At 34.9% G+C, this 23,138-nt stretch carries 24 protein-coding genes and 2 pseudogenes; 16 read left to right on the top strand and 10 right to left on the bottom strand.

The features are described from left to right. Positions 1–244 precede the first annotated feature (244 nt). From ACH3O9_RS03685 to arsB, 12 genes are all read left to right on the top strand, one after another. Positions 245–532, top strand: coding sequence for a helix-turn-helix transcriptional regulator (locus ACH3O9_RS03685; RefSeq protein WP_416444511.1), 288 nt, complete (start codon positions 245–247; stop codon positions 530–532). A gap of 17 nt (positions 533–549) precedes the next feature. Continuing rightward, positions 550–1,491 (top strand): VapE domain-containing protein, encoded by a 942-nt coding sequence (locus ACH3O9_RS03680; RefSeq protein WP_416444509.1) that lies wholly within the window; start codon positions 550–552, stop codon positions 1,489–1,491. 477 nt (positions 1,492–1,968) lie between these two features. Next, complete coding sequence (locus tag ACH3O9_RS03675; RefSeq protein ID WP_416444507.1) at positions 1,969–2,823, top strand: toprim domain-containing protein; 855 nt, start codon at positions 1,969–1,971, stop codon at positions 2,821–2,823. Positions 2,824–2,910: 87 nt separating this feature from the next. Continuing rightward, entirely contained in the window at positions 2,911–3,207 is a 297-nt protein-coding gene (mbpA, locus tag ACH3O9_RS03670) for a mobilization protein MbpA (protein ID WP_416444505.1), read from the top strand. Beyond that, on the top strand, positions 3,204–4,031 hold the full coding sequence (locus ACH3O9_RS03665) for a relaxase/mobilization nuclease domain-containing protein (RefSeq protein ID WP_416444503.1): 828 nt from the start codon (positions 3,204–3,206) through the stop codon (positions 4,029–4,031). The genes mbpA and ACH3O9_RS03665 overlap by 4 nt, the downstream gene beginning before the upstream one ends. After that, the gene (locus ACH3O9_RS03660) at positions 4,028–4,342 is read left to right on the top strand and encodes a DUF6730 family protein (protein WP_416444501.1); all 315 of its coding nucleotides are present in this window, start codon (positions 4,028–4,030) and stop codon (positions 4,340–4,342) included. Before ACH3O9_RS03665 ends, ACH3O9_RS03660 begins: the two co-directional genes overlap by 4 nt. A gap of 315 nt (positions 4,343–4,657) precedes the next feature. Then, on the top strand, positions 4,658–5,254 hold the full coding sequence (locus ACH3O9_RS03655) for an HPP family protein (protein ID WP_416444499.1): 597 nt from the start codon (positions 4,658–4,660) through the stop codon (positions 5,252–5,254). 24 nt (positions 5,255–5,278) lie between these two features. Continuing rightward, the gene (locus ACH3O9_RS03650; RefSeq protein WP_416444497.1) at positions 5,279–6,541 is read left to right on the top strand and encodes a chloride channel protein; all 1,263 of its coding nucleotides are present in this window, start codon (positions 5,279–5,281) and stop codon (positions 6,539–6,541) included. A gap of 509 nt (positions 6,542–7,050) precedes the next feature. Continuing rightward, positions 7,051–7,383 (top strand): ArsR/SmtB family transcription factor, encoded by a 333-nt coding sequence (locus tag ACH3O9_RS03645; RefSeq protein WP_416444495.1) that lies wholly within the window; start codon positions 7,051–7,053, stop codon positions 7,381–7,383. 47 nt (positions 7,384–7,430) lie between these two features. Then, positions 7,431–7,898: a DUF6428 family protein gene (locus ACH3O9_RS03640; RefSeq protein WP_416444493.1), complete on the top strand. Its 468-nt coding sequence runs from the start codon at positions 7,431–7,433 to the stop codon at positions 7,896–7,898. A 24-nt stretch (positions 7,899–7,922) separates the two neighbouring features. Next, complete coding sequence (locus ACH3O9_RS03635; protein ID WP_416444491.1) at positions 7,923–8,552, top strand: low molecular weight phosphatase family protein; 630 nt, start codon at positions 7,923–7,925, stop codon at positions 8,550–8,552. A 3-nt stretch (positions 8,553–8,555) separates the two neighbouring features. Next, complete coding sequence (gene arsB / locus ACH3O9_RS03630) at positions 8,556–9,614, top strand: ACR3 family arsenite efflux transporter (RefSeq protein WP_416444489.1); 1,059 nt, start codon at positions 8,556–8,558, stop codon at positions 9,612–9,614. A gap of 305 nt (positions 9,615–9,919) precedes the next feature. Here the strand turns inward: arsB and ACH3O9_RS03625 are convergent, their stop codons facing one another. From ACH3O9_RS03625 to ACH3O9_RS03610, 4 genes are all read right to left on the bottom strand, one after another. After that, a complete protein-coding gene (locus ACH3O9_RS03625) occupies positions 9,920–11,254 on the bottom strand; it encodes a tyrosine-type recombinase/integrase (RefSeq protein ID WP_416444487.1) in 1,335 nt (444 codons plus the stop codon). 303 nt (positions 11,255–11,557) lie between these two features. Then, positions 11,558–11,785 carry a hypothetical protein gene (locus tag ACH3O9_RS03620; RefSeq protein ID WP_416444485.1) on the bottom strand — a complete coding sequence of 76 codons (228 nt, stop codon included), beginning with the start codon at positions 11,783–11,785 and terminating at the stop codon, positions 11,558–11,560. Between the two features lie 402 nt (positions 11,786–12,187). Beyond that, the gene (locus tag ACH3O9_RS03615; protein ID WP_416444483.1) at positions 12,188–13,021 is read right to left on the bottom strand and encodes a DUF4249 domain-containing protein; all 834 of its coding nucleotides are present in this window, start codon (positions 13,019–13,021) and stop codon (positions 12,188–12,190) included. A gap of 27 nt (positions 13,022–13,048) precedes the next feature. Then, complete coding sequence (locus ACH3O9_RS03610) at positions 13,049–15,421, bottom strand: TonB-dependent receptor (protein ID WP_416444481.1); 2,373 nt, start codon at positions 15,419–15,421, stop codon at positions 13,049–13,051. A 299-nt stretch (positions 15,422–15,720) separates the two neighbouring features. Between ACH3O9_RS03610 and ACH3O9_RS03605 the strand changes: the two genes are divergently transcribed. Beyond that, entirely contained in the window at positions 15,721–16,770 is a 1,050-nt protein-coding gene (locus tag ACH3O9_RS03605; protein ID WP_416444479.1) for a sensor histidine kinase, read from the top strand. Positions 16,771–16,775: 5 nt separating this feature from the next. Next, the gene (locus tag ACH3O9_RS03600) at positions 16,776–17,498 is read left to right on the top strand and encodes a LytR/AlgR family response regulator transcription factor (protein ID WP_416444477.1); all 723 of its coding nucleotides are present in this window, start codon (positions 16,776–16,778) and stop codon (positions 17,496–17,498) included. Positions 17,499–17,608: 110 nt separating this feature from the next. On the opposite strand, the gene ACH3O9_RS03595 is transcribed toward ACH3O9_RS03600, so the two are convergent. The 4 genes and pseudogenes from ACH3O9_RS03595 to ACH3O9_RS03580 all read right to left on the bottom strand — a co-directional run. After that, positions 17,609–18,721, bottom strand: a complete 1,113-nt coding sequence (locus ACH3O9_RS03595) for a Gfo/Idh/MocA family protein (RefSeq protein ID WP_416444475.1) — start codon at positions 18,719–18,721, stop codon at positions 17,609–17,611. Positions 18,722–18,750: 29 nt separating this feature from the next. Then, the gene (locus ACH3O9_RS03590) at positions 18,751–19,569 is read right to left on the bottom strand and encodes a 3-keto-disaccharide hydrolase (protein WP_416444473.1); all 819 of its coding nucleotides are present in this window, start codon (positions 19,567–19,569) and stop codon (positions 18,751–18,753) included. Between the two features lie 132 nt (positions 19,570–19,701). Beyond that, on the bottom strand, positions 19,702–20,082 hold the full coding sequence (locus ACH3O9_RS03585; RefSeq protein WP_416444471.1) for a hypothetical protein: 381 nt from the start codon (positions 20,080–20,082) through the stop codon (positions 19,702–19,704). 7 nt (positions 20,083–20,089) lie between these two features. Next, positions 20,090–20,317: pseudogene (locus ACH3O9_RS03580) on the bottom strand (DUF2391 family protein); the annotation flags it as partial. Positions 20,318–20,323: 6 nt separating this feature from the next. Between ACH3O9_RS03580 and ACH3O9_RS03575 the strand changes: the two are divergent. Both ACH3O9_RS03575 and ACH3O9_RS03570 read left to right on the top strand, forming a co-directional pair. Beyond that, a pseudogene (locus ACH3O9_RS03575) lies at positions 20,324–20,446 on the top strand (DUF4287 domain-containing protein); the annotation flags it as partial. Positions 20,447–20,780: 334 nt separating this feature from the next. Continuing rightward, positions 20,781–22,055 (top strand): cation:proton antiporter, encoded by a 1,275-nt coding sequence (locus ACH3O9_RS03570; protein WP_416444470.1) that lies wholly within the window; start codon positions 20,781–20,783, stop codon positions 22,053–22,055. On the opposite strand, the gene ACH3O9_RS03565 is transcribed toward ACH3O9_RS03570, so the two are convergent. Both ACH3O9_RS03565 and ACH3O9_RS03560 read right to left on the bottom strand, forming a co-directional pair. Next, positions 22,052–22,474: a hypothetical protein gene (locus ACH3O9_RS03565; protein ID WP_416444468.1), complete on the bottom strand. Its 423-nt coding sequence runs from the start codon at positions 22,472–22,474 to the stop codon at positions 22,052–22,054. The two genes, ACH3O9_RS03570 and ACH3O9_RS03565, sit on opposite strands and share 4 nt — an antisense overlap. A gap of 2 nt (positions 22,475–22,476) precedes the next feature. After that, positions 22,477–23,028, bottom strand: coding sequence for a hypothetical protein (locus ACH3O9_RS03560; RefSeq protein ID WP_416444466.1), 552 nt, complete (start codon positions 23,026–23,028; stop codon positions 22,477–22,479). Positions 23,029–23,138 lie beyond the last annotated feature (110 nt).

The following is a 23,138-nucleotide window of genomic DNA, read 5'->3' as shown; positions in this document are numbered from 1 at the left end:
TGACCTATTTCACCCATTTTAACTGATGTTAATTAGAGTTACTTGAATGATCCCCAAATTCAAGTCAATAAATTCTGAAACCATTTAAACGTATTTCATTTCAATTTATTGATTTTCAATTATTTGTGAATAACTATTTATTGAAAATCTTCTTTTCCTCTACTCCTATTTCTACTTTTATTTCAGGAATTCTAATAAAACAAACAAAGCGCTTTGTTCACTATTCATTTTAAAATCGAATACGATGAACACGATTAAATTAGACGAAAGGCTGGAGCGAATTGAATCGCTTTTATTAGCCAATAAGAAGGTACTAACTCTTGAAGAGGCTTGTGATTATACAGGTATATCCCGTAGCTATCTTTACAAATTAACTTCAACAGGAATGATTCCGTACAGTAAACCGAGTGGAAAGCTTATTTACTTTGAACGGGAAGAGCTTGAAAACTGGTTAATGCAGAACAAGAAGTTCTCAGATTCAGATTTTAAGGAGTCTGCTGCGCATAAATCAAAAGAGGAAAGATTTTCATAGCCCTATAAACCAGAGCTATGAAAAATTACAAACTCTATCAAGTAGCAGATCCTAAGAAAAAGACTGTTTACGATTATGCCATTGAGTACCTGTTTGAGAAGTACGACATTCTTTATAATGAAATCTCGCACGATTTTCAAATCTCATTGAAACAGAAAAAGCAATGGAGCTATCTGAATCTTAATTCACTGATCATTGAACTAACCAAAGCCGGGATAGATATCAGTACTTCTAAATTGGAGATTCTGATCAAATCGGAACTGATTGATTCCTATAATCCAATCAGAGAATATTTTGAATCTCTGGAGGCTTGGGATGGTAACGATCACATCGAGAAGCTAGCTTCATTTGTGCCTCTTTATGAACACGAAGTATTTGTATATCATTTCAAGAAATGGCTGGTTAGAGCTATCAAATGTGCCTTGGAGCCTGCGTATTTCAATAAGCAGGCTCTAATTATCAGCCACAGCGGCCAAAGCTCAGGTAAATCAACCTGGTGCCGGTATCTCTGCCCACCGGAGTTAGCCGAATATATAGCCGAAGACATCAACAGTGATAAAGATGCCCGTATTCAATTATGCCGAAACTTTCTCTATAATCTCGATGAGCTGGCTGTACTTTCAAAGAATGATGTCAACGCGCTTAAAGCTTTTTTCTCAAAGACTTTTATCAACGAGCGTTTGCCCTATGACCGTAAGAATACCATACTACCCAGAATTTGTTCGTTTATGGGTTCGACCAATATGTCTTCCTTTTTAAATGATGAAACAGGTTCTGTACGTTGGTTATGTTTTGAACTGATGGGACCAATCGATTTTGATTATAAGAAAGAAGTAGCTATTCGTGACGTCTGGAGTCAGGCTTATTATTTAGCGTATAAAGATCCCATTTCAATCCGGAGCTCACAGTTAAGGATGTCAATGAAAATGAGGAGCGCAATCAGCGATATACTAAAATGACCACCGAGCAGGAACTCATAGCCAAGTACTATGAAAAGTCTACTCACGAAAAAGATTTTGTAACGGCAACAGATATTATGGTCAGCCTTAGTTGTCTGAACATACGCATTAGTCAGATCAATCTTGGACGTGCCCTTTCTGGCTTTGGTTTTCAGAAGATCAAACACCCGAAACGCAGGATTTACGGGTATTTAGCAAAGCGGAGATTTATAGAATCGCCTTACGAACTAGGCTGATGAAAGAAAAAAGAGTAAATCCTCTTACCACTCTACCACAAATCTTCTAAGACCCTATAAACAGTAGGCTCGTTTGTGGTAGGATCTTAAGAAGTCATCTTACCACAGTCCTACCCATCTTACCCCAAATGTGTGGTAGGATGGGTAGGATGAAAAAAGAACCTACCCAGATCATTAAGTCCCGTGTTTACTGGGATGGGTAAGATGGTAGGATGTTTTGGGATTTTTAAACTATTTACAGATGAAAAAAGAAAAACTATCGTGTGAAAATGCCCGAAAAATTCCCATCGAAAAGGCGCTGGAATTTTTAGGACACCTTCCCACTCGCAATTCGGAAAAGGAAGCTTGGTTTCTAAGTCCCCTCCGGTCAGAAACCCAAGCATCCTTTAAAGTTTCCAAAAAACTAAACTGCTGGTACGATCACGGATTGGGGATTGGCGGGAACATCATAGATCTCATTTGTGAGCTTTCAAAAGTATCGGTGAGTCAGGCTCTAGAAATTTTAGCTCAACTTAAAACAGTGAATTACGATCTTTCAAAACAGCAACGTTCTAATTTAAAGGAATCTGGAATTGAAATCAAAGATGTAAAATTCATTCAACATCCAGCTTTATTACAGTATTTGACTAAACGAAAAATCAGCCTGACTATAGTTAATACCTTTTGCAGGGAGGTTCATTATACTATTGGTAATAAATATTGTTTTTCCATTGGACTCAAAAACAATTCTGAAGGATGGGAACTTAGAAACAAATATTTCAAGTCTTCAAGCTCACCTAAAGATCTGACTTGGATCCAAAATGAATCCCAGAATTTGATGGTTCTGGAAGGAATGTTTGATCTATTATCACTGATAACAATCTATCCAAATTTAAAACGAGAAGCTGACTTTTTGATTTTAAACTCCATTGTTTTTGCAGATAAAGCACTTCCCATTTTAGATAATTATGAAACGATAGAGCTCTATTTGGATCGGGATGAGGCCGGAAGAAAAACCACAGCTTTCTTCTTGAATTCAACTTCAAAATGCATTGATAAATCTGAGTTCTATTCTGATGAAAAAGACCTTAATTCCTGGCTGATGAAAAAGATTTAAAATGATTTCTGGAGAGCAGGGCAAGATGTGTGGCTGTGGCCACAATCTTGCTTTGCTCCCGGTGGTTGCAAAGAAAAAATACAAACGATGAAACGAGCACTTATCAAATTCAGATGCAGCGTATATGAGAAAAAACTGTTGCAGGTAAAAGCAAAAGCTGCAGGCTCAAGCCTGAGTGCTTTTTGCCGAAATAGCCTTATGGAACAACAGATTACTGCGCGGATGAGCGAAGAGCATATCAACACCTATAAAATGCTGGTGAAGTATCACAATAACTTTAAACGTATTGGAAATATGTATAAAAAAGGGAATCCAAAACTGTCTCAGGAAGTAGTTCTGGTGGCTGAAGAAATCAAGAAACACCTTAAAAACATCATCCAATGATAGGCAAAGGAAGTTCTATATCCAGTACACTCGGAGCTTTGAGATACGGTAATAATTCGGAGAAAGAAGCTGAGCAGGTATACAGTTACCTAATTGTTGGAGATACTGCAGAAGAAATCACCAGAGAGTTTGAGGCGGTACAACACCTGAATCAAAACTGTGAGCGCAATACCTTAAGTTTTATTCTAAGCCCAACAGTTAAAGACGGAGCCAAAATGAATAATAAAGACCTGAGCGAACTCACCAAAACCTTTATTCAGCAAATGAAATTAGAAGAGCGCCAGGCAGTGGGGTATGTGCATCGGGATAAAGAGCATACCCACGTGCATCTCTACGTAAATCGCATTGATCTAAATGGAAAAGCGTATAAGGATAGTTTTATAGGCAAACAAAGTCAGTTGGCTGCTGAGCGAACTGCAAAAGAACTGGGAATTCAAACGGTAAAGGATATTCAACAGATACGAATTAATAATCTGAAAGAAATGCGGAATGAAATACACCAATCGCATTTGAAAACAATAGGTAACAAACAGAGTAGAAACATTGATACGTATATCAATCAAATGCAGGAAAAGAAAATCACCGTTATCCCGGTCATCAATAAATCAAAAGAACTTCAGGGTTTCCGTTTTGAATATAAAGGGCAAAGTTTAAAAGGAAGCGAAGTACACCGGTCGATGTCAGCCAGTAATTTATTGAAATCAGTAGCCCGTCAAAAAAGTGTTGCAGTTGGAGGAAGAACTATTCCTATAGCACCAAGTCTGGTTAAAGCAATTGCTAAAAAAGTACTGAAATTAGTAATCAATAAAGGAATTGGAATATGACCAAATTAGAAATCCTATCAGAACTGCTCGTTGAAGAATTACACAGCTTTAAGGAAGAAATCAACCGTTTAGAGAAGATTGAAAAAAATCTAAAGAGTACAGCTATCAAAGCCGACAGCACACAGATAGAAAAGCTGATTGCGGAGCATCTTAGAAAACTGGAAGTTGATCAAACTGCTCAACAGGAAAAACGAGAAGAAATATTGAGAATGATTAAGCATTCCCGGACGATTCCGAATTGGCTGATAGTTCTAAGCCTAATTCTTTTTCTTTCACAAGCATTTGCTATAGTTTACCTTTTGCTGCGCTGATTTAAAAATAGAACTAAATTTTTTCTTTCAAAAAAACCTGTCTGTAGTGAAGGCCTTTTCGAAAGAAAAAATAACTTCAAAGCTTTAGTTCTAAAAAAAGTTTATTTCTAATCTCAGAGAATTTTAATAAAACTAAATAGCTAAAAGTGATTCTAGTATTAACCTAAAAACTTATTCAAGAAAAAAGTCTAATCAGGTTTTAGTAAATCTAAGAAAGTAAATACACTTAAAATTAAAACTATGTTATTTACATTTGCTGATTGATTTAATCAGATAAATATATAAGGACTGAATATTCTATAAATACTTTTTGAAATGCCTAAAAAAAAATTTATCAATAGAACTTATAGAATTTCTAAATATGTAATTTATAAAGAGACATTAGTAGACTACAAAGAACATTTTTGGTCTTTTATAGGCGCTTTTATTGGAATGGGTATAATTGCATTTTTTCAATCTCATTTCTTTAGTCAATTTGAAAATATTTTTTTGATTGGTTCTTTTGGTGCCTCAAGTGTACTTGTATACGGAGCTATTCAAAGTCCATTAGCTCAACCTAGAAATTTAATAGGGGGGCATTTAGTTTCCGCTATAATTGGGGTAACTATTTTTAAAATTTTACCAGATATCGTTTGGATTACTGCCCCATTAGCAGTCGCATTATCAATCATAGCAATGCAATCTACTAAAACACTTCATCCTCCTGGTGGGGCAACGGCTTTAATTGCAATCATTGGAACTGAAAAAATAAAAGCATTAGGTTATTTCTATGTAATCTCTCCTGTTCTTACAGGTACATTAGTATTATTTTTTACAGCTTTGTTTTTCAATAATTTAACAAATAATAGAAAGTATCCGTCAAAGAGTAGGTTAACTAATTTTTTAAAAAACCTACTAAAATTTAATAGGTAGAATTAAAATAAAATTCCAAATAGAGTGAAATTCAAAAAAAGAAAAAGGCTAGTTACTTATTTAAGTATTTTAGATCAGCCTATACGATTTAACCTTTTCGTCTTTAGCCGTACTTTTTTACTATGGGCCTTATTAGGTATAATAGGAGGAATAATTGCTGGGGTTTATTGGATTATTCTTGAGTTTTTAACCCATGAACTTTCATTTTTCAATAACTGGAAGGTCATTCCATTAATGGCCTGTTGTGGTTTTTTAGCTGGCTTAGTAATTCATTTTATAGGAGATCCTGGAGAAATACATTTAATAGTAAATAATATTCGTTTCAATAAAGGAAAGCTTGATTCAAAAAACAATCCTTCTATGATTCTTTCGTCTTTATTGTGCGTCGCTTCAGGAGGGAGTTTAGGTCCAGAAGCTCCTTTGGTACAAATAACGGGTTCTACTGGAACTTTATTTGGTAAAATTTTTAGACTCAAGGGGGAAGAATTAAGGTCAATGAGTATTGCTGGAATGGCCTCAGGTTTTACGGCGCTTTTTGGAGCACCTTTGGGAGGAAGCTTATTCTCTTTGGAAATTCTTCATCATAAATATGCTGTAGAATATTACAAAGCTATAATGCCTGCATTAGTAGCAAGTTGTTTTAGTTATATAATATTTGCTCTAATTGTTCATTTAGGACTGGGTCCAGTATGGGATTTATCTGCTTATGAATATTCTGGAATATATGATTTCGCATACGCAGTTTTGTTTGCTTTAATAGGAACGTTATTTGGATGGGTTTTTATCTTTTGTACAAAATTTTTTAAATATGTTTTTGATAAAAAACCTATACCTATTTATTTTAAAACTTTAATTGGAGGTTTTTTGTTAGGTATAATTGCATTCTACTTTCCACTAACTCGTTATTTTGGGCATCATGAAATCAACGAGCTTTTATTAGGGGGTTTTTCATTAAAGTTGCTTATTTCATTGTTAATTTTTAAAATTATAGCTATCTCAATAACTGTTACTTCAGGATGGAGAGGTGGATTCATAATTCCATTGTTTTTTGTAGGAACAACTTTAGGATTAATCTTACATAATTTAATACCCTCAATAAATTTAACTCTAGCTATAGTGAGTTGCATGGCTGCAATCAATTCTTGCGTTACTAGGACTCCAATGAGTACAACAATTCTATTGGCTACTTTAACTGGTTTTGGACATCTAATCCCAATATTATTTGCAAGCTTAACGGGCTATTATTTAGCTCCTAGAATACCATTTATAAGTTCACAGTCAGATTAAATTAATGCATTCTTATTTTATTTTTTAAGGACATGTGGGACGAATTTTAAAGACTATCTAAATAAGTAAACAATCCGGACAACATTTGATTGAATTAACTTTGAAAAGGGTCAAAATATAATGTTAGAGATTAGGTAGAATCTTGTAGTAATTACTTTTTCGAATCTTCAGATTTACTGGTTTGTATTATATTGGAATCAGTGTAATCTATATGTGAGGACTTTTTTAATTAAAAGTAGTTAACTCATAAATTATCTAATTCTAAAATTGGTGTTTGGTTTTAAGAAACGGGCATTGTATACCACCTTCGCCGGAAAAAATGATCTCAGCAAAACAACCAAAAAAACAGTGACCTTCGACCCAGGACAACGAAATTTAGGGTGGTTCAATTTTGCCGTTTTTAGTAGTTCTCATGATCCGTCTCATCTACGCAAAACACTAAAATTCAAATTTTTTTATAAAATACCAATATTAATCGTAATATTGCAATGAATTAATATAGTAAGATAATGGGATTAGCAAAAACCGAAATGTTTACCGACCAACAAAATGAAATTTCTCTTTTTGCGAAAGTATTCGGACATCCTGCAAGAGTAGCGATTTTACAGCATTTGTTTAAAATTGACTCTTGTGTTTGCGGAGACCTGGTAAACGAAATCGGACTGGCTCAACCAACGATATCACAACATTTAAAAGAACTGAAACATTTAGGTTTAATTAAAGGAAATGTGGAAGGTACGAGTGTTTGTTACTGCATCCATAAAGAAAATTGGACAGTTATGAAAACGGTAATGACTGAATTTCTTAATCAGGACTTAAACAAAAAGCAAGATTGCTGTTAAAAAATTTGAACGCATCAATCGTATCATCGCAATAAACAAATAGAATTATGAAACTATCACAGGCAAAGTCAGTATTACAAAAATTAGAAACCATAGGTTTTCAATTACCAAACGGAGAACTAATACCCAGCCACTTTCACGTTACAGAAGTAGGTAAAATCACAAAACATTTTATCGATTGCGGCGGAACTGAAAGAAAGGAGGATGTTGTAAACTTTCAACTTTGGGAAGCAAAGGACTACGACCACAGATTACATCCCGAAAAACTATTGAATATCATTGAACTTTCTGAAACTGTTTTAAAAATAGCAGATTTAGAAATCGAAGTAGAATATCAAGCCGAAACCATTGGAAAATTCGGACTTGACTTTGACGGGCAACACTTCTTATTGACTAATAAACAAACTGATTGTTTAGCTAAAGACAAATGTGGTATTCCTGTCGAAAAACAAAAAGTAAAACTATCTACCTTAAATGATCAACCTTGTTGTTCACCTGATGGAAACTGTTGCTAACAAATTTAAAAATTCAAGAAAATTATGACAACACAGTCAGACCTATTTTTAGAAATAGAACAAGTAATCAAAGGATTAAATCCTCAAACTATTTCAGACGAGCGGAAAGCTGTTTTACAACCGCTAACAGATTATATTCAGACGAAAGTCTCACAAAATAGGGAAATTCGCATCAACTTTATCTGTACGCATAACTCACGAAGAAGTCATTTATCACAAGTTTGGGCTCAAACAATGGCAAATTACTTCCATATTAAAAACGTGTTTTGCTATTCGGGAGGAACAGAAAGAACCGCACTTTTCCCGATGGTTGCTGAAACATTACAAAATTCAGGATTTCAAATAAAAGCGATTTCAAAAAACGAAAATCCTGTTTACAGCATTAAATATGCTGACAACGAGCATCCCATAATTGGGTTTTCAAAAAAGTTAGATGATGACTTTAACCCAAAATCTGAATTTGCAGCAATTATGACTTGTTCACAAGCTGATGGAGGTTGTCCTTTTATAGCAGGTGCAGAAAAACGAATCTCAATAACCTTTGAAGATCCAAAAGCATTTGACAACACCCCGCAACAAGCCGAAAAATATAAGGAAAGAAGTCTGCAGATTGCAACCGAACTATTTTACGTCTTCTCTCAAATCAATTCTTAAAAAATGGCACCAAAAAAATTAAGCTTTCTTGATAGAAATCTAACGCTTTGGATCTTTGTTGCAATGGCTTTTGGCGTTGGTCTTGGGTATTTTATACCGACTTTTCCAAATATTATTAACGCCTTTAGTAGCGGAACAACAAATATTCCAATTGCAATCGGTTTGATTTTAATGATGTATCCACCTTTAGCAAAGGTCAATTATTCATTATTACCAAAGGTTTTTAGAAACACAAAAATTCTTGCTATTTCACTCATTCTAAATTGGATAATTGGCCCTGTTTTAATGTTTGTTTTAGCTATTACTTTTTTACGGGATTATCCCGAATATATGGTTGGGCTAATTCTGATTGGTTTGGCGCGTTGTATCGCAATGGTTTTGGTTTGGAATGACCTTGCAGAAGGAAGCAGCGAATATGGAGCAGGTTTAGTTGCGCTAAATAGTATTTTTCAAGTTTTTGCTTACAGCTTTTATGCCTGGATTTTTATAACTGTTCTGCCACCTTATTTTGGTTTTGAAGGTGCTATTGTAGATATTTCAATCGGCACCATTGCAGAGAGTGTGGCTATCTATTTAGGTATTCCTTTTGTGATGGGAATTTTAAGCAGACTAATTTTAGTAAAATTTAAAGGCGAAGATTGGTACACCAATACATTCATTACAACAATTTCGCCAATAACGTTAATTGCACTTTTATTTACAATCGTGGTTATGTTTTCGCTTAAAGGAGAATTAATTGTAGAAATCCCAATGGACGTTCTGATAATTGCAGTGCCTTTATTGATTTATTTTACCTTAATGTTTATCATTGGTTTTTTCTTTACCAGAGCAACAGGAGCTGAGTATGATAAAACAGCGTCAGTAGCATTTACAGCAGCAGGCAATAATTTTGAATTGGCGATTGCAGTTGCCATTGCAGTTTTCGGACTAAATTCGGGACAGGCTTTTGCAGGAGTAATTGGTCCACTAGTTGAAGTTCCGGCATTAATTTTATTAGTAAGGGTCTCCTTTTGGTTACGGAAAAAGTATTACGGAAAAGCCAACCCCCTGAGAGCTAGATAAGTTTTTAAAATGCTAAATACCAAATTTCAATAAGCGTATATATCCAAGTATGCGGATAAAAAAGTACGCCTTACTTGAAAAGTGGCACCTGAGCGGTTAACTATATATCAGAAAACTTCTAGATGTTTAAAAATTGAGGCACAGAACCTGTTTGATATTCGCTTTAGAGCAAGCAATTCATTCAGACAGTTTCTGATGAAAGACCAGCGCATGTTTATTAAACCACGTACAGTAATTTTCAAAATATTTTATAAACTATAATATGTTTGAATTATTGGAAATCAGTTAATAATTCACAATTACAGTTAAAAATTAATCACACTATCCAATGCATCATCAGCGTCTTTATGGATAAAATTCGCTTGATAATTTAAAGTAGTCTTTAAATCGCTGTGGCGATACAGTTTTTGCAACATTAAAGGGTGAATTTTATCTCCAGCAATATTTCCAAAACTGTGGCGGGCAATATGATTTGATAAATTCTTGTCAATACTACATTGGCTGGCAATTCGTTTCAAGTATTTATTAAACAACTTTGTGGCATTTCTCGTTTTTCTAAAAATATCTTCATCTTCTCTAGAGTTGGCATCTTTTAAAAAAGGAAAGACATAACCATTATTTTCTGCCTTGTTCTTTCTGTAATGATTTAAAATGGTAATGGCTTTATCCGGAATCTTAAGACTTAAAGGCTTTTCATTTTTATTCATAACATAGTAAAGCCTGTTATCATTAAAATCAGACCATTTTAATTTTACCACATCAGAGATGCGTATGCCAGCAAAGTAAAAAGCAATTAGCCATACATTATGCGTATGCCAGATTGATGATTGAGGTTCAAATTCTAATGATTCTATTTTTTCAATTTCTTTAATCGTAAGACCGATTTTGTTGCCAGAACCAATCCGTATTTTTTCTTTTTCTCCTGCAAATGGATAAAATTTGGGAGCAACAACTCCATCTTTAATAGCAATATTAAAAAGGGTTCTTATAAAAATTAATTGATTTGTAATAGTGCGAGTTTTCTGATTTAGATAAACGGAACAGAAAGTTTTATATTTTTCTAAAAATGCCTGATCAATATCGCGAAACTTTAAAGTCTTATTTTTCTTGAAATGACTAATGCCCTCCGCAAAAGAATATTCGCCCTTACGAGACTTGCTAACTCTATCCTTTCTTCTTTGGTTAATATTTGAAATCACTGTCTTTTTAGGTGATGAGGATTTGAGCATTAAGAACTCTTCAATATTATATAATATAGAAAGCTCAGATTTAGCTACTGAGAAAGTTCCCCGGTCATATTTACTTTTAACGCGTTCAGCAGCAACTAAAAAAAATGATTTAGAGCCTCCAGGGCCTTTTAATTTTTGTTTAGCTTGTTTTGGTGTTATATTTTCATCTTTAGAATCAAAGTATAGATCATTAGCTTCTGTCAATTTCTTCATTAAAAAATTGTTTAGCTTTTTATGATTCGGATGGGTTCTCTTGGCTTTTCCGGCAACTTTGTCCCAATCTTTTTCAAAAACATATTGGCCTAGCCAATTATAATTGGTCTTGTAATTCTCGCTTATTCTAATAGCCAAAGGTATAGTGCCATCCTTTTTTATCATATTTTTTCGCAATACAATTTTGATACTTGCCATAACTATTTTTTTGGAAGACTATAAAGATAGTAAAAACTAGTACAGAATAAGTACAGAATAATTTGATTTTGAATGATTTCAATCTGTTTCAAAAAACATTAAATATCTTTAAAACAATTTATTATAAGGGAGTTTGGGTTGTTTTGAGTGTCATAAGATTCAAGCTCATAACCCGAAGGTCACTGGTTCGAGTCCAGTTCCCGCTACTAAGTAAAAGGCTTCACATTTCTGTGGAGCCTTTTTTTATTTTGCTAATTTTAAAGAATTAGTATTATTTATCTTTTTAAAAATTAAGCGGTTTAGTTAAAGCATTATCTCGCAAGTATGTTTTTTTGATGCTATAATCTTCATTACTATATCTAAATCGAAATAACCTTCAATACGTAATACGCGATCTACATCTTCCAGATCTACATCTACCCTTAGATCGGGATATTCTGCGTGTAGTTCTTTAATAATACTAGCGCTCTCTAATGCATTCTGAATATTAGTTATGAAAACTTCAATTTTATAAATTTCCTGTTGTTTCATTAATCTGAGAAGGATTTTAAATTTTTTCAAACTCGATAAGATGCTCTTTTAGGATTGATTCAATTTCAAAACTTGATAAATTGGAATTTGTGATCGATAAAACATCATTTGATTCGGCAAACTTCAGTTCAGAATCCGAACATAATTGTAGCACCTCATAGTTTATCCATAACCTCTGGTAAATTGAATCAATTTTGATTTTAAACTTAAAATTATTTGATAGTGCATTCATCTTCAGATAAGTTTCTATTTGCAAAAACATAAGGAGAAATACAGGTTTTATGGGAGTAGATTAGATAACTGACTCATAAAATTAATTAGCCAGATTGAATTGGAAAATGCTAGGATGCTTGAACCAACACCCAGCATTCATCAACCAAATCAAAATTAAATATCAAATTATTATATATCTGTGTCTTGTATTTTGTATTCTTTGCTATCTACTTCAGACAATCTAAAGTAGCCAAAGGTGTAATCAGCGCTATTCGATTCATTTATAATATTTCCCCTAACGGCTGTGGGTGTACTTTGAAATGGACCATCATCATTGCCTGATGCTACTAATACCTTTTTAAAATATTCGTAATATCTTTTTGAGATTCCATATAATTTAAAACTCACGAGATCACCTGTCTCCAGATCTTTGTTTGAGTAATAGACCGGAGTAAGATTACCTTGATTATTCTCATCATCTTCAACTGAATATTGAGGAAAAATTATATGACTATCTTTTATTCCAAATAAGTAGTAATTTACTTTGGTGCCGTCATCTCTGTAATAGTAGGTTAGCTCTATTTCATCAGCCCCAAAGCCTCCTGTATTATTTTGCTCAATGGTGTCTTCAATGGGTGATGTGGCAACTAGTTCTTCTGAAGCGGTGTACCTTTCTCCATTTTGAAGAATGGTTAAAGTGTACACCTCACCTAGAACGGGTTCAAAATTAGTGCAGACATATTCTCCCGTACCCGGAATTTCAATAAACTCAAATACAGAACCTTTAGAATTATTTATTGTAATATCTGCTCCTGAGACACTGGGGAATTCAGTACTGTAATATGCCGTAGTGGTAGATAACATGATTTTCTGTTCATTACCCGAAGTATTCTTTAGCCAATCAATAGATGCGTCAACAACTAATCTGGGCGGAGCAGTATCAAGATCAACGTCGATAACATCTTCACAGGCAGTTAGCAATAGTCCTATTAGTAGCACTGCAATTTTCCTAATTATTCTCATTATATATTTTTTTAGATTTAGATACTCTTAAAACTTAAAGTTGAAAGTTATACTTGGTACGATACCAAAGATTGATAACCTTCTTGCTTCACTTAAACCCGTGGTTGTATTTTGACCAAATGTGTAAGAAGCCGCATTATTTCTGGCATAAATATTATAAATACTGAATACCCATTCACTCTGCCATCCTTTTGTTTTTTCTGGTTTAGGCGTGTATGTGGCAGATAGGTCTAAGTGATGATATGAGGATAATGAGTTCTTATTTCTTGGTCCGTAATTAGCCACTGTCATGCCTTGGTATTGATATTTGCCAATGGGAAATGTGGCAGCTTTCCCGCTTTGAAAGGTGAAAATTCCACCAAAAGACCATTTATTATTAAATTCATAAGCACCTGTGATTGATAAGTTGTGCAGCTTGTCATAATTAGCTCTGTACCATTCGCCATTATTAATTCCCGGCTCAAATGCATTTCTGCCCGGAGTTCGTTGTTCTGCTCTTGAAAGTGTGTAGGAGAGCCATCCGGTTAATTTGCCTGTATTTTTTTTCGCCATTATTTCTAAACCATACGCACGTGCCTCTCCCGTTAAAAGCACGCGTTCTATATTGTCATTGGCAACAAGATCTGCACCGTCAATATAATCGGCTTTGTTTTTAGTGGTTTTATAGAAGGCTTCTGTTTCAAGAGAATAATCACCATCTCTAAAATTTCTAAAATATCCTAAAGCAACCTGATCTGAAATAAGAGGCTTAAGGTACTGGTCACTGGGCGACCATATATCTAACGGGGTTGCAGATGCAGTATTAGAGATCAATTGAACATATTGACTCATTCTGTTATAACCCAGTTTAACAGACTGATCATTATTTATAGAATAAGCCAGAGAAAGCCTGGGCTCCAGATTGCTAAAACTTGCTATTTTTTTATTCTTACCATAGCTTACAGTTCCTGTAGGCGCAGCTTCTTCATAAACCTGTAAATCCTGATTAAAAACAACAGCTTCATTATTAGCATAAGTGCTTACCTCTTCTTCACCTAATCGTAAAAAATTGCTGTATCGCAGACCATAATTCAATGCTAATTTGTTGGATAATTTATGTTCTGCGCTAATGTAAAGAGCATTTTCAAAGGCATATTTTTTAGCAAGTTGATCAGGATTGATACTTGAAGATTCACCAAATGGTTTTAAAGTTCCCGGATTGAACTGGTAATAGATTGAGTTGAGACCATATTTTAGCTTGAAGTTGTTAGAGACATAATGATTAAAATCATATTTAAAATTGTAGTTTTTAATGTCTGATTCCCAATTGATTCCCGCTGGTCTTATCTTCAAACCATAATTGTAATTACTATATATGGCAGATGCATTAGAGAAAAGTTTATCTGAAAAAATATGATTCCACCTTAGATTAAGCAGGCTGTTGCCATACGTGTTTATAAGGAAATCATTAAAATTCATATAATCACTGCCAAAATAACCTGAAATGAAAATATTATTGTTCTCATTTATTTTATAATTTAGTTTAGCATTGAGATCATAGAAGTAAACTGAATTAGGCTCGTCTGCTAATTTTAAAAAGAGATGAGCATATGAACCTCTACCGGCAACTACAAATGAACTTTTACCTTTTTCAATAGGGCCTTCGATCATCAATCGACTGGAGATTAAACCGAGACCGCCGTTTACGTGAAATTCTTTATTGTTTCCCTCTTTTTGATAAATATCTAATACAGATGATATTCTGCCGCCATAGTTGGCCGGAATACCTCCTTTATATAATTTCAAATTTTTAATGACATCAGAATTGAACACTGAGAAAAAGCCAAATAGATGGGAGGTATTATAAACCACGGCTTCATCTAAAAGTACGAGATTGCCATCTACAGAGCCACCTCGCACATTAAAGCCTGACGCACCTTCTTGTGCGTTAGTTACTCCGGGAACCTGTAAAATAGATTTTAATACATCTACTTCACCCATAAGTGCAGGCATCTTTTTTATAGTATTTATAGATAAGTTGCTTACACTCATTTCTGGTTTCCTAATATTAGCTTTTTGATTATTAGATGTAATAACGACTTCATCAAGATTATTGCTTTCAGGGTTGAGCATGTAATCCTTACGTATACTTTTTGTGAGGGATATGGTTTCTTCAACAGTAGTAAAACCCAAATAACTTACTGAGATATCGTAGTCTCCCTTAGGAAGAGTAATTGAATAGAAACCGTATTCATTTGTAGTGACGCCAGAACTAATTTCTGGGATATAAATATTCACTCCAAATAATGTTTCGCTATTTTCAGCATCTGTGATTGTTCCGCTTAGTGTCACTTTTTCCTGAGAATGAGCGGCAAATGACATTGCTAAAAGCAGCAGGGGGTAAAGGATTTTGTAATTCATACGATCTATTAAATTTTACAATTTCTGCGCAATGTATGTCTTTGGTTAACTGTGATTTTTTGATTTATACCAAACAGAATGATTTTTATACCAAAGGAAATTTTGACAAGAAAGCATACCGGTATTTAATTTTTCGAGAGCGTTTAATTTACCTTAGGGTTGCCCAGAGGTTCTTTATTTGATAGGGAAAGAGGCCGGTGTTAACGCTGGTGTCTTTGTATAAATGGGATCTACGTTTGTATAAAACCTAAAATGAGATTGCTTTTAAGTTCTACATTTGCTAGATCACAATCTTAATAATGAATAAAACTTTAACAGAAGAATCTATAAAGGAAAATTGGGCAATTCAATTTTTAACATCTTCAAAATACAGGGTGTACAGACACCTTGTAATGATTGTATTTTTCGGGCTGGCCATTTACAACAGTGATCCTGAGTATACCGAACCCACTGAGACCTACAGCGAGATCATAGCTTTAATGCTGTTTTTACTATTAGTTTATACTAATATGTATTTTTTGGTTCCCAGATTTTTGCTCAAGAATCACTATTTTAAATATGGATTATCTGTTTTAGGTATAATTGTTATATCACTTATAATTCATGAAATAGGACTTAGTATTTATACGCCTGATGTAAGGCTAAATCCTGAAAAAGGTAATATAAGTTTCTTGCCATTTTCTTTAGTGATTATTGTAATTATTTGTGCCTCTGCAGCTATTAAATTATTTCAGCGATGGATGTTAGATGCGCAAGTAATAAGCGAACTAGAGCGCTCAAAAACTTCTGCAGAACTTGAACAATTAAAAAATCAGATCAATCCGCATTTTCTTTTCAATATGCTTAATAATGCAAATGTTCTTACTAAAAGAGATACTGAAAAGGCTTCGCAGGTTTTAATGAAATTAAGCGATTTGCTTCGCTACCAGCTGTATGACAGTTCTAGAGATAAGGTGTTGCTAACTTCAGACATACACTTTTTAGAAGATTTTCTAAATTTAGAAAAAGTAAGACGAGATAACTTTGATTTTATGATCTCAAAAGAAGGAGATTTAAGCGGAGTTCAGGTGCCACCTCTGTTGTTTATTTCGTTTGTAGAAAATGCGGTAAAACATAACAATGATTCCTCTAAAGCGTCTTATGTAGATCTCTTTTTTAATGTACACAATAATGAACTTTTCTTTAAATGTATTAATTCTAAACCAGAGATTAAGGCGATACATACAACAGGTGGGCTGGGACTGGTTAATATTAAAAGAAGATTAGAATTACTTTATCCTGCAGCGCACGTGTTGAAGATTGAAGATGAGCAAGATAAATATTGTGTTACCTTAACCATTAATTTATAAAAATAATGAACTGCATTATAGTAGATGATGAACCGTTAGCAAGAGAAGCTATCCATATGTTAATAGATCAAACCACTCAATTAAAATTAGTGGGATCTTTTAGTGGTGCAGATTCTGCAACTAAATTTATAGCAAACAATGAAGTAGATCTAATATTTCTCGATGTGCAAATGCCCGGTGTAAACGGAATCGAATTTGCAAAAACTATCTCAAAAGATACTCTTATAATTTTCACAACGGCATTTTCTGAATTTGCTATTGACAGTTATGAAGTAGATGCGGTAGATTACCTGATCAAACCTGTAAAGCTAGAACGTTTTCACAAGAGCGTTATAAAGGCGAGCAGTTATTTACAATTGCTTCAGGCTGATAATACGGGTAATAATATAGAAAATATCACCGAAGATTACTTTTTTGTAAGAGCTGATCGCAAAATATTCAAGATGTTTTTTAATGATATTTACTTTATAGCGGGGTTAAAAGATTACGTGGTATTACACACTGAAGATCAAAAAGTGATCACAGCTATGAACATTAAAACAATCTACGATCAGTTGCCTAAAAATATATTTGTCAGGGTAAGTAAATCATATATTATCAATGTTAAGCATATAGCGTCAGTAGATAACAATACAGTTTTTATAAGCGAAAATGAAATCCCTATTGGTAATGTGTATAGGGATTCATTCTTTAATGATTTTGTTACCAAAAAAATTATAGGTAGGTAAGTTAGGTAATGAAATATTTTTTCACTCTAGCTTTTGTGAATCAAGCTTCTTTGAGCTACTGAGTATCAGTTTTAAATTGGAAGCCATTATTGGGAGTTTTTACCTAATTTTTACCCTTCTAAGTCTATTTTTGAGCCATTTTGAGTCGCTTTGTAAATAGCGTCTATGATTTTAAGATCACGTACACCTTCTTCACCATCAACAGGAACCATAGGTTCTTTTCCGTCTAGAATAATCGCTGCCATTTCATCCATTTGTATAGTTTGGTGAGTAACAACGGGCGCTGTTAAAGGACCTTTGTGCGTGCGTCCCTGTATAGGGCCGTAACCTGTTGAAGGTTGCATTTCTGCGAAACCTTCTAAACCGTCAAGATAAAAGCGGTCCAGATTGCCAAAAGCATAGGTAGAGAGGCAAGATGCGACAGCGCCACTTGGGAAACCCAATTGAAACTGAATCGTCTCATCTACGCCTTCTTTAAATTTTTCAGGATCTGTTTTAGTCTCTTGGGCAGTTACCCAAATAGGTTCTTCACCTACCATATATCTTGCGCCATTAATAGAATATATGCCGATATCCATCATAGAACCGCCGCCGGCAAGTTCTTTATCAAGACGCCATTGCGTAGGATCACCTATCTTAAAACCGGTTTGCCCCTGGAAGAACATGATCTTGCCAAATTCCCCAGATTTTCTCATTTTAATTACTTCAAGAGTACGCGGCTCAAAATGCAGACGATAGCCTACCAGTAATTTTACGTTTGCGGCTTTACAGGCATCTACCATTTGTTGACCTTCTTCAGCATTTATGGCCATTGGCTTTTCGCAGATTACATGTTTTCCTGCTTTAGCTACGCGTATAGCTTCATCTTTATGTAAAGCATTTGGCGTTATAATATATACAGCATCTATGTCTGGATTGTCTTTTATAGCATCAAAATTCTCATAGTTGTAGCAGTTTTTTTCCGGAATGCCGTATTTCGTTTGCCATGTTTTAATTTTAGATGGCGTCCCGCTAATGACTCCTACAAGTTTAGCTCTGGTACAATCCTGCATAGCTTCGGCCACTCTGGTGCCATAGCTTCCTAGTCCCATAATTGCAACTCTTAAAGTGGGACCCTGAGTATTTAAATTGTTTGCAGCAAAAAGCGTGGTCGAGTTATACAAAAGCGGTAAACCAACGGCAGAAGCCGTTAACTTTTCTAGAAAATTGCGTCTTGATTCCATGTGGTGGTATAGTTAAGTTGGTTAATTTTTTAATATCTCATGATCTCGATCTTTCTAAAATCAATAGGATGACTGTTAGATTGTAGTGAGATGTAGCCGCTTTTTACAGCCGGATCACCGTTTGTGATCAGTGTTTTAGCGATCTCATTAGAAGGATCGTATTCTGGATTGTTATAAGTGAGAATTTTTTCACCATTTATAAAATGAGAAATAACGCCGTCTTTTACATCAATTTCAAGCGTTACCCATTGATCACCGTGAAATGTTCTTTCTACAGTGGGCGGGGTGCAGTAGGTGGTGTTTTGCTGCCCGTCAATTTGAAAAAGAATTCCGTTTGCACAAATGTCGCCTACAGGTCGCTCATCTGTACCGTTACCTCCTAGTAAGTTATATTCTAAACAAATGGGAAATTGCTGGTCGAGTTGTATGGTAGCCGGTGGCTGACTTTGATATTGCACACCGCTATCTCTATAGCCCCATTCCGGGCCACCGGGAGCAGTCTCACCTACAAATCTGTATTCAACTTTTAATCTATAATTAGTAAACGCTTCTTTGTAATAAAGCGCACCAAAACGCTCATTAAAATTATTGCCATAAGCCCCATAGCGAATACTAAGAATACTGTCTGAAACTCTAAATGTATTTCCAAAATTTTCACCTAACTCATAACCCGCAATTTTCATGGTCCAGCCATTTAAATCGGTTCCGTTAAAGAGAGTTTCCCATTTACGGGTCTCTGATTTTTGGGCTATTTCGCTTGATTTTTCATCCTTTTTAGTTGATTTTTCTTCTTTACAGGAGATTAGTAAAATGCTGCAAAGGAGTAGAGAAAGTAAACAACGTGTCATGTAAGTGTAAGATTGATAGTAAGTTGTTTTAAATATATACAAAATATGTGATAATTAATATGAGTGGCTAAATGTTGTGAAAAGTCGATTTTTGTTGAATTAAACCGATTTTTCCTCAAAATAGCCAGATTTTTAAGGTATGCTATAACCCAGTACATGTATCTCAAATTGGGCAGGATCAGGATTATTTTTAAAGGTAACCCAGCCTTTAACAGAAGATTTACCGGGCAAATAGTTAAATAATAAATTGCTTTGCTCTTTGTTGTCACCGTTGCCGGTGGTTACTTCTATGTGAAGATCTTCTGCGGTTTCTGCACCTTTATTTGTGGCAGTTATGGGGAGGGCAATGTAGCCGGTTTTCTGCTCTACTTTTCCGTATGTGACCACAATATCTGGTGAGGTTTGTTCTTCAAAGATTATTTCATAAACTATATATCCTAAAGTGAAAACCACGAGTATGCCCGAGATAAAGAGGACTACCCATTCTAACCAGTTCTTTTTTTCTTTTGCCATTTTTGTTTTAAGATTGAATAAGTAGCCTTCCGGCGGAAGCTCCTAAAGCTGCAGGAAATCCCAGTACAATAGATTCTGCAATAATACCATGTAATGACAGCCCGTTAAATCTGCCAAAGAACCATAGCATAAACGCAGATGAGGTAAGAGCGATGGCATACATAATTACGGTGCCAGCTAATACATCAGTTTGAGAATTTGGTTTTCTCACCCATTGCTTTGAGCCTTTAAAGTTGCTACAAAAGAAGGAATGTTGAAAGAAGGTGTAACTGCTACAGAAGTAACAACGTGGTTAAAGACCAGTTATAATTTGGGTCATGGTCACGCCATGGCTATTTACGCACATTTTAAGTCAGCTCGCTAGCTAGTGTTAAACCTATATTTATCAGGCAGATAAAAAAATAGCTTAAATATTTTGTTATCTGCCTGTATTTTGCGAAATTAACTTCATATTACAGGTTGCTCATTAGAGATAACCATCTCCCCTTAAAAAGATTAACTCTCCCCTTAACAAATATTCTATTCAATATTGATTTACTCCTGTGAGTCTGCTTATAGAATTATCTCAATTACTTTTATGTAATTCTTTTCTATTAATTAGCCATTAATAAGTGAAACCGCCCACATCGATGGGCGGTTTTATTTTTTACTATACAGATGTGAATTTTATATCCTATTTTTAGGAGCAAAGTTTACTGATGGATTATTTCTTTATAATAGCAGTGCTGGTTTTTCTGGCAGCCTGTTTTGGTTATCTCAACGTGCGTTTTTTAAAACTACCTACAGCCATAGGGCTAATGGTCATAACCTTGCTTTTTACATTAGTGGTACTGGGTATAAGTTTTTTTAATGACACCTTGCTAAATGCTGAAAAGTACCTTATTGGGCAGATAGATTTTGAAACTGTGCTGCTTGACGTTATGCTTAGTTTTTTACTTTTCGCAGGAGCGTTACATACTAATTTTGAGCAGTTAAAAGTACAACGCTGGCCGGTATTAGCATTCTCTACGGTAGGTGTGCTGGTGTCAACATTTCTGGTAGGTACAGCCATGTTTTTTACGCTTAAATTTCTGGGACTGAATATAGAATATATAAACTGTCTTCTCTTTGGTGCTCTTATTTCTCCTACAGATCCTATTGCGGTTTTAGGAATACTAAAAAAGGCACGCGTAGCTAAACAGCTCGAAACAAAAATAGTTGGCGAGTCTTTATTTAATGATGGTGTGGGCGTGGTTGTGTTTCTTACGATATTTAAGATCGCATCTTCTGGCACTGGTAATATAGAGCCGCTGGATATATTAGAGCTTTTTGGGCTTGAGGTTATAGGCGGTATTGCCTTGGGTATTTTTTTAGGTTGGGTGACTTATAGAATGATGAAATCTATAGATGATTATGATACCGAAGTTATTATTACTCTGGCAGCAGTAATGGGAGGGACAGTCATTGCGCATCACCTGCACTTGTCTGCGCCGCTGGCTATGGTTACTGCGGGGCTCGTGGTAGGAAATGATACGGTAAGAGCTACCACAATGTCTCAAATTACAGAAACCTACGTAGATAAGTTTTGGGAACTATTAGATATTCTCTTAAATACCATTCTTTTTGTATTGATAGGGATGGAGATGGTTGTGCTTTCTTTTGACGTTAATTATATTCTGGCAGGAGCTTTAGCAATACCATTAGTTTTACTGTGCAGGTATATTTCGCTTTTGCTTCCTATAAACTTCTTTAAAAAGAAACTTAATTTCATACCAAATACAAATTTAATAATGACCTGGGGAGGTTTACGAGGCGGTATTTCTATTGCACTTGCATTAAGTCTCACTACAGAAATGCATCGGGATCTTTTTCTGGTTATCACTTACGTTGTGGTGATATTCTCTATAATTGTACAAGGCTTATCTGTAGGTAAACTTGTTGAGCGATTAGGAGCGCGAGAAGAAGGCGAGATTGAGAGCAGCGCTTCACATTAACGGCGCCTAACTTTACGCTTAATTTTCTCGATATGCTTGTTGCGAGATACTACAGCCAGGCTCACAGCTACCAGAACAGTAATACTGGCAGTCGTGCCTAAAGCACCACCGTAACCGTTAAAAAAAGCGCTGCTGTTCACATAAATAATTGCAAAAAGAGCACCGGCTAAAGCGAGCAGAAAATAATGAGCTATAACCTCATTTGATACCATACCGATAAATGTTGCTCCTATAAAAACAATCGGAATATTTTTAGCCAAGAAAGCTGGTGCGATATTGGGAAATACATAAAAGATTAGCCCAACTACCAGCGATAAACCAGCAGACGATCGTACAGCGCCTAGTTTTAGAATGTTATTGAGATAAAAAGTACTTATTGCCCCTAAAATGCCCGTAATGATAAGAGTGAAGGTATACATACTTAGAAAATTAAAAAGATAAGTAAGGAGGTTAGTGCTACACCACCAAAGGCGATTGTTCCCAGTTTACCGCCAAAACCGTTAAATACATTTTTAGACAGAAGAAGTATGACACCGGTTAGAAAGCCGGCGAAAAGTATAAAAGGTATTCCAGCGGCTACTTTGGGAGCTGTCATACCAACAAAAGCCCCACAATAAACAGCTTCAGGTAATTCTTTTAAAATTGGTGATTTTCTATTAAAAATCGGCAAAAAAGAGGCAAAAAACCCCACGCCGGAAGCGGCAATTACGGGACCAAAATTCAACTGTGTACTGCAAAAATAGGTGCTTAAAGCTCCTGCAACCACAAATACAATTAGAAAACAATCTTCAATAAAATGATTTTCTTCTGCTCTGGGTGCATGATAATATCCTATTGATATTAATATTGAGATAACAGCAATAAACAGCCCTATCCAAAACGTATCTATTTCCTCATAAAATATGGCCAGAAGAAAAGAAAGTTGGATGAAAATAATAAGGAAGAAAGACACGTATCTAAAAGCCTTAATCATGATTAATTATTTTGGGTTGCAAAGCTAAGACGCAAAAGAAGAAGAGAAGTTATAGTGGCGTTAAAAGTAATGGTGAATATATTCAGAACCAAATAATTGTAAGAAATAGA

It is taken from the genome of Leeuwenhoekiella sp. A16, assembly GCF_047946675.1.
Classification (GTDB): Bacteria; Bacteroidota; Bacteroidia; order Flavobacteriales; family Flavobacteriaceae; genus Leeuwenhoekiella.
The sequence above is the reverse complement of the archived record's forward strand: the minus strand, read 5'-3'. Positions and strand labels throughout refer to the sequence as shown.

Excerpts from the sequence above, each read along its gene's own strand:
- ACH3O9_RS03665 (WP_416444503.1), top strand. The coding sequence starts at position 3,204 with ATGATAGGCAAAGGAAGTTCTATATCCAGTACACTCGGAGCTTTGAGA.
- ACH3O9_RS03675 (WP_416444507.1), top strand. The coding sequence starts at position 1,969 with ATGAAAAAAGAAAAACTATCGTGTGAAAATGCCCGAAAAATTCCCATC.
- ACH3O9_RS03595 (WP_416444475.1), bottom strand. The coding sequence starts at position 18,721 with ATGGAATCAAGACGCAATTTTCTAGAAAAGTTAACGGCTTCTGCCGTT.
- ACH3O9_RS03590 (WP_416444473.1), bottom strand. The coding sequence starts at position 19,569 with ATGACACGTTGTTTACTTTCTCTACTCCTTTGCAGCATTTTACTAATC.
- ACH3O9_RS03620 (WP_416444485.1), bottom strand. The coding sequence starts at position 11,785 with ATGAAACAACAGGAAATTTATAAAATTGAAGTTTTCATAACTAATATT.
- ACH3O9_RS03685 (WP_416444511.1), top strand. The coding sequence starts at position 245 with ATGAACACGATTAAATTAGACGAAAGGCTGGAGCGAATTGAATCGCTT.
- ACH3O9_RS03600 (WP_416444477.1), top strand. The coding sequence starts at position 16,776 with ATGAACTGCATTATAGTAGATGATGAACCGTTAGCAAGAGAAGCTATC.
- ACH3O9_RS03640 (WP_416444493.1), top strand. The coding sequence starts at position 7,431 with ATGAAACTATCACAGGCAAAGTCAGTATTACAAAAATTAGAAACCATA.
- ACH3O9_RS03645 (WP_416444495.1), top strand. The coding sequence starts at position 7,051 with ATGGGATTAGCAAAAACCGAAATGTTTACCGACCAACAAAATGAAATT.
- ACH3O9_RS03680 (WP_416444509.1), top strand. The coding sequence starts at position 550 with ATGAAAAATTACAAACTCTATCAAGTAGCAGATCCTAAGAAAAAGACT.
- ACH3O9_RS03660 (WP_416444501.1), top strand. The coding sequence starts at position 4,028 with ATGACCAAATTAGAAATCCTATCAGAACTGCTCGTTGAAGAATTACAC.
- ACH3O9_RS03605 (WP_416444479.1), top strand. The coding sequence starts at position 15,721 with ATGAATAAAACTTTAACAGAAGAATCTATAAAGGAAAATTGGGCAATT.
- arsB (WP_416444489.1), top strand. The coding sequence starts at position 8,556 with ATGGCACCAAAAAAATTAAGCTTTCTTGATAGAAATCTAACGCTTTGG.
- ACH3O9_RS03570 (WP_416444470.1), top strand. The coding sequence starts at position 20,781 with ATGGATTATTTCTTTATAATAGCAGTGCTGGTTTTTCTGGCAGCCTGT.
- ACH3O9_RS03615 (WP_416444483.1), bottom strand. The coding sequence starts at position 13,021 with ATGAGAATAATTAGGAAAATTGCAGTGCTACTAATAGGACTATTGCTA.
- ACH3O9_RS03655 (WP_416444499.1), top strand. The coding sequence starts at position 4,658 with ATGCCTAAAAAAAAATTTATCAATAGAACTTATAGAATTTCTAAATAT.
- mbpA (WP_416444505.1), top strand. The coding sequence starts at position 2,911 with ATGAAACGAGCACTTATCAAATTCAGATGCAGCGTATATGAGAAAAAA.
- ACH3O9_RS03565 (WP_416444468.1), bottom strand. The coding sequence starts at position 22,474 with ATGTATACCTTCACTCTTATCATTACGGGCATTTTAGGGGCAATAAGT.
- ACH3O9_RS03560 (WP_416444466.1), bottom strand. The coding sequence starts at position 23,028 with ATGATTAAGGCTTTTAGATACGTGTCTTTCTTCCTTATTATTTTCATC.
- ACH3O9_RS03585 (WP_416444471.1), bottom strand. The coding sequence starts at position 20,082 with ATGGCAAAAGAAAAAAAGAACTGGTTAGAATGGGTAGTCCTCTTTATC.
- ACH3O9_RS03610 (WP_416444481.1), bottom strand. The coding sequence starts at position 15,421 with ATGAATTACAAAATCCTTTACCCCCTGCTGCTTTTAGCAATGTCATTT.
- ACH3O9_RS03635 (WP_416444491.1), top strand. The coding sequence starts at position 7,923 with ATGACAACACAGTCAGACCTATTTTTAGAAATAGAACAAGTAATCAAA.
- ACH3O9_RS03625 (WP_416444487.1), bottom strand. The coding sequence starts at position 11,254 with ATGGCAAGTATCAAAATTGTATTGCGAAAAAATATGATAAAAAAGGAT.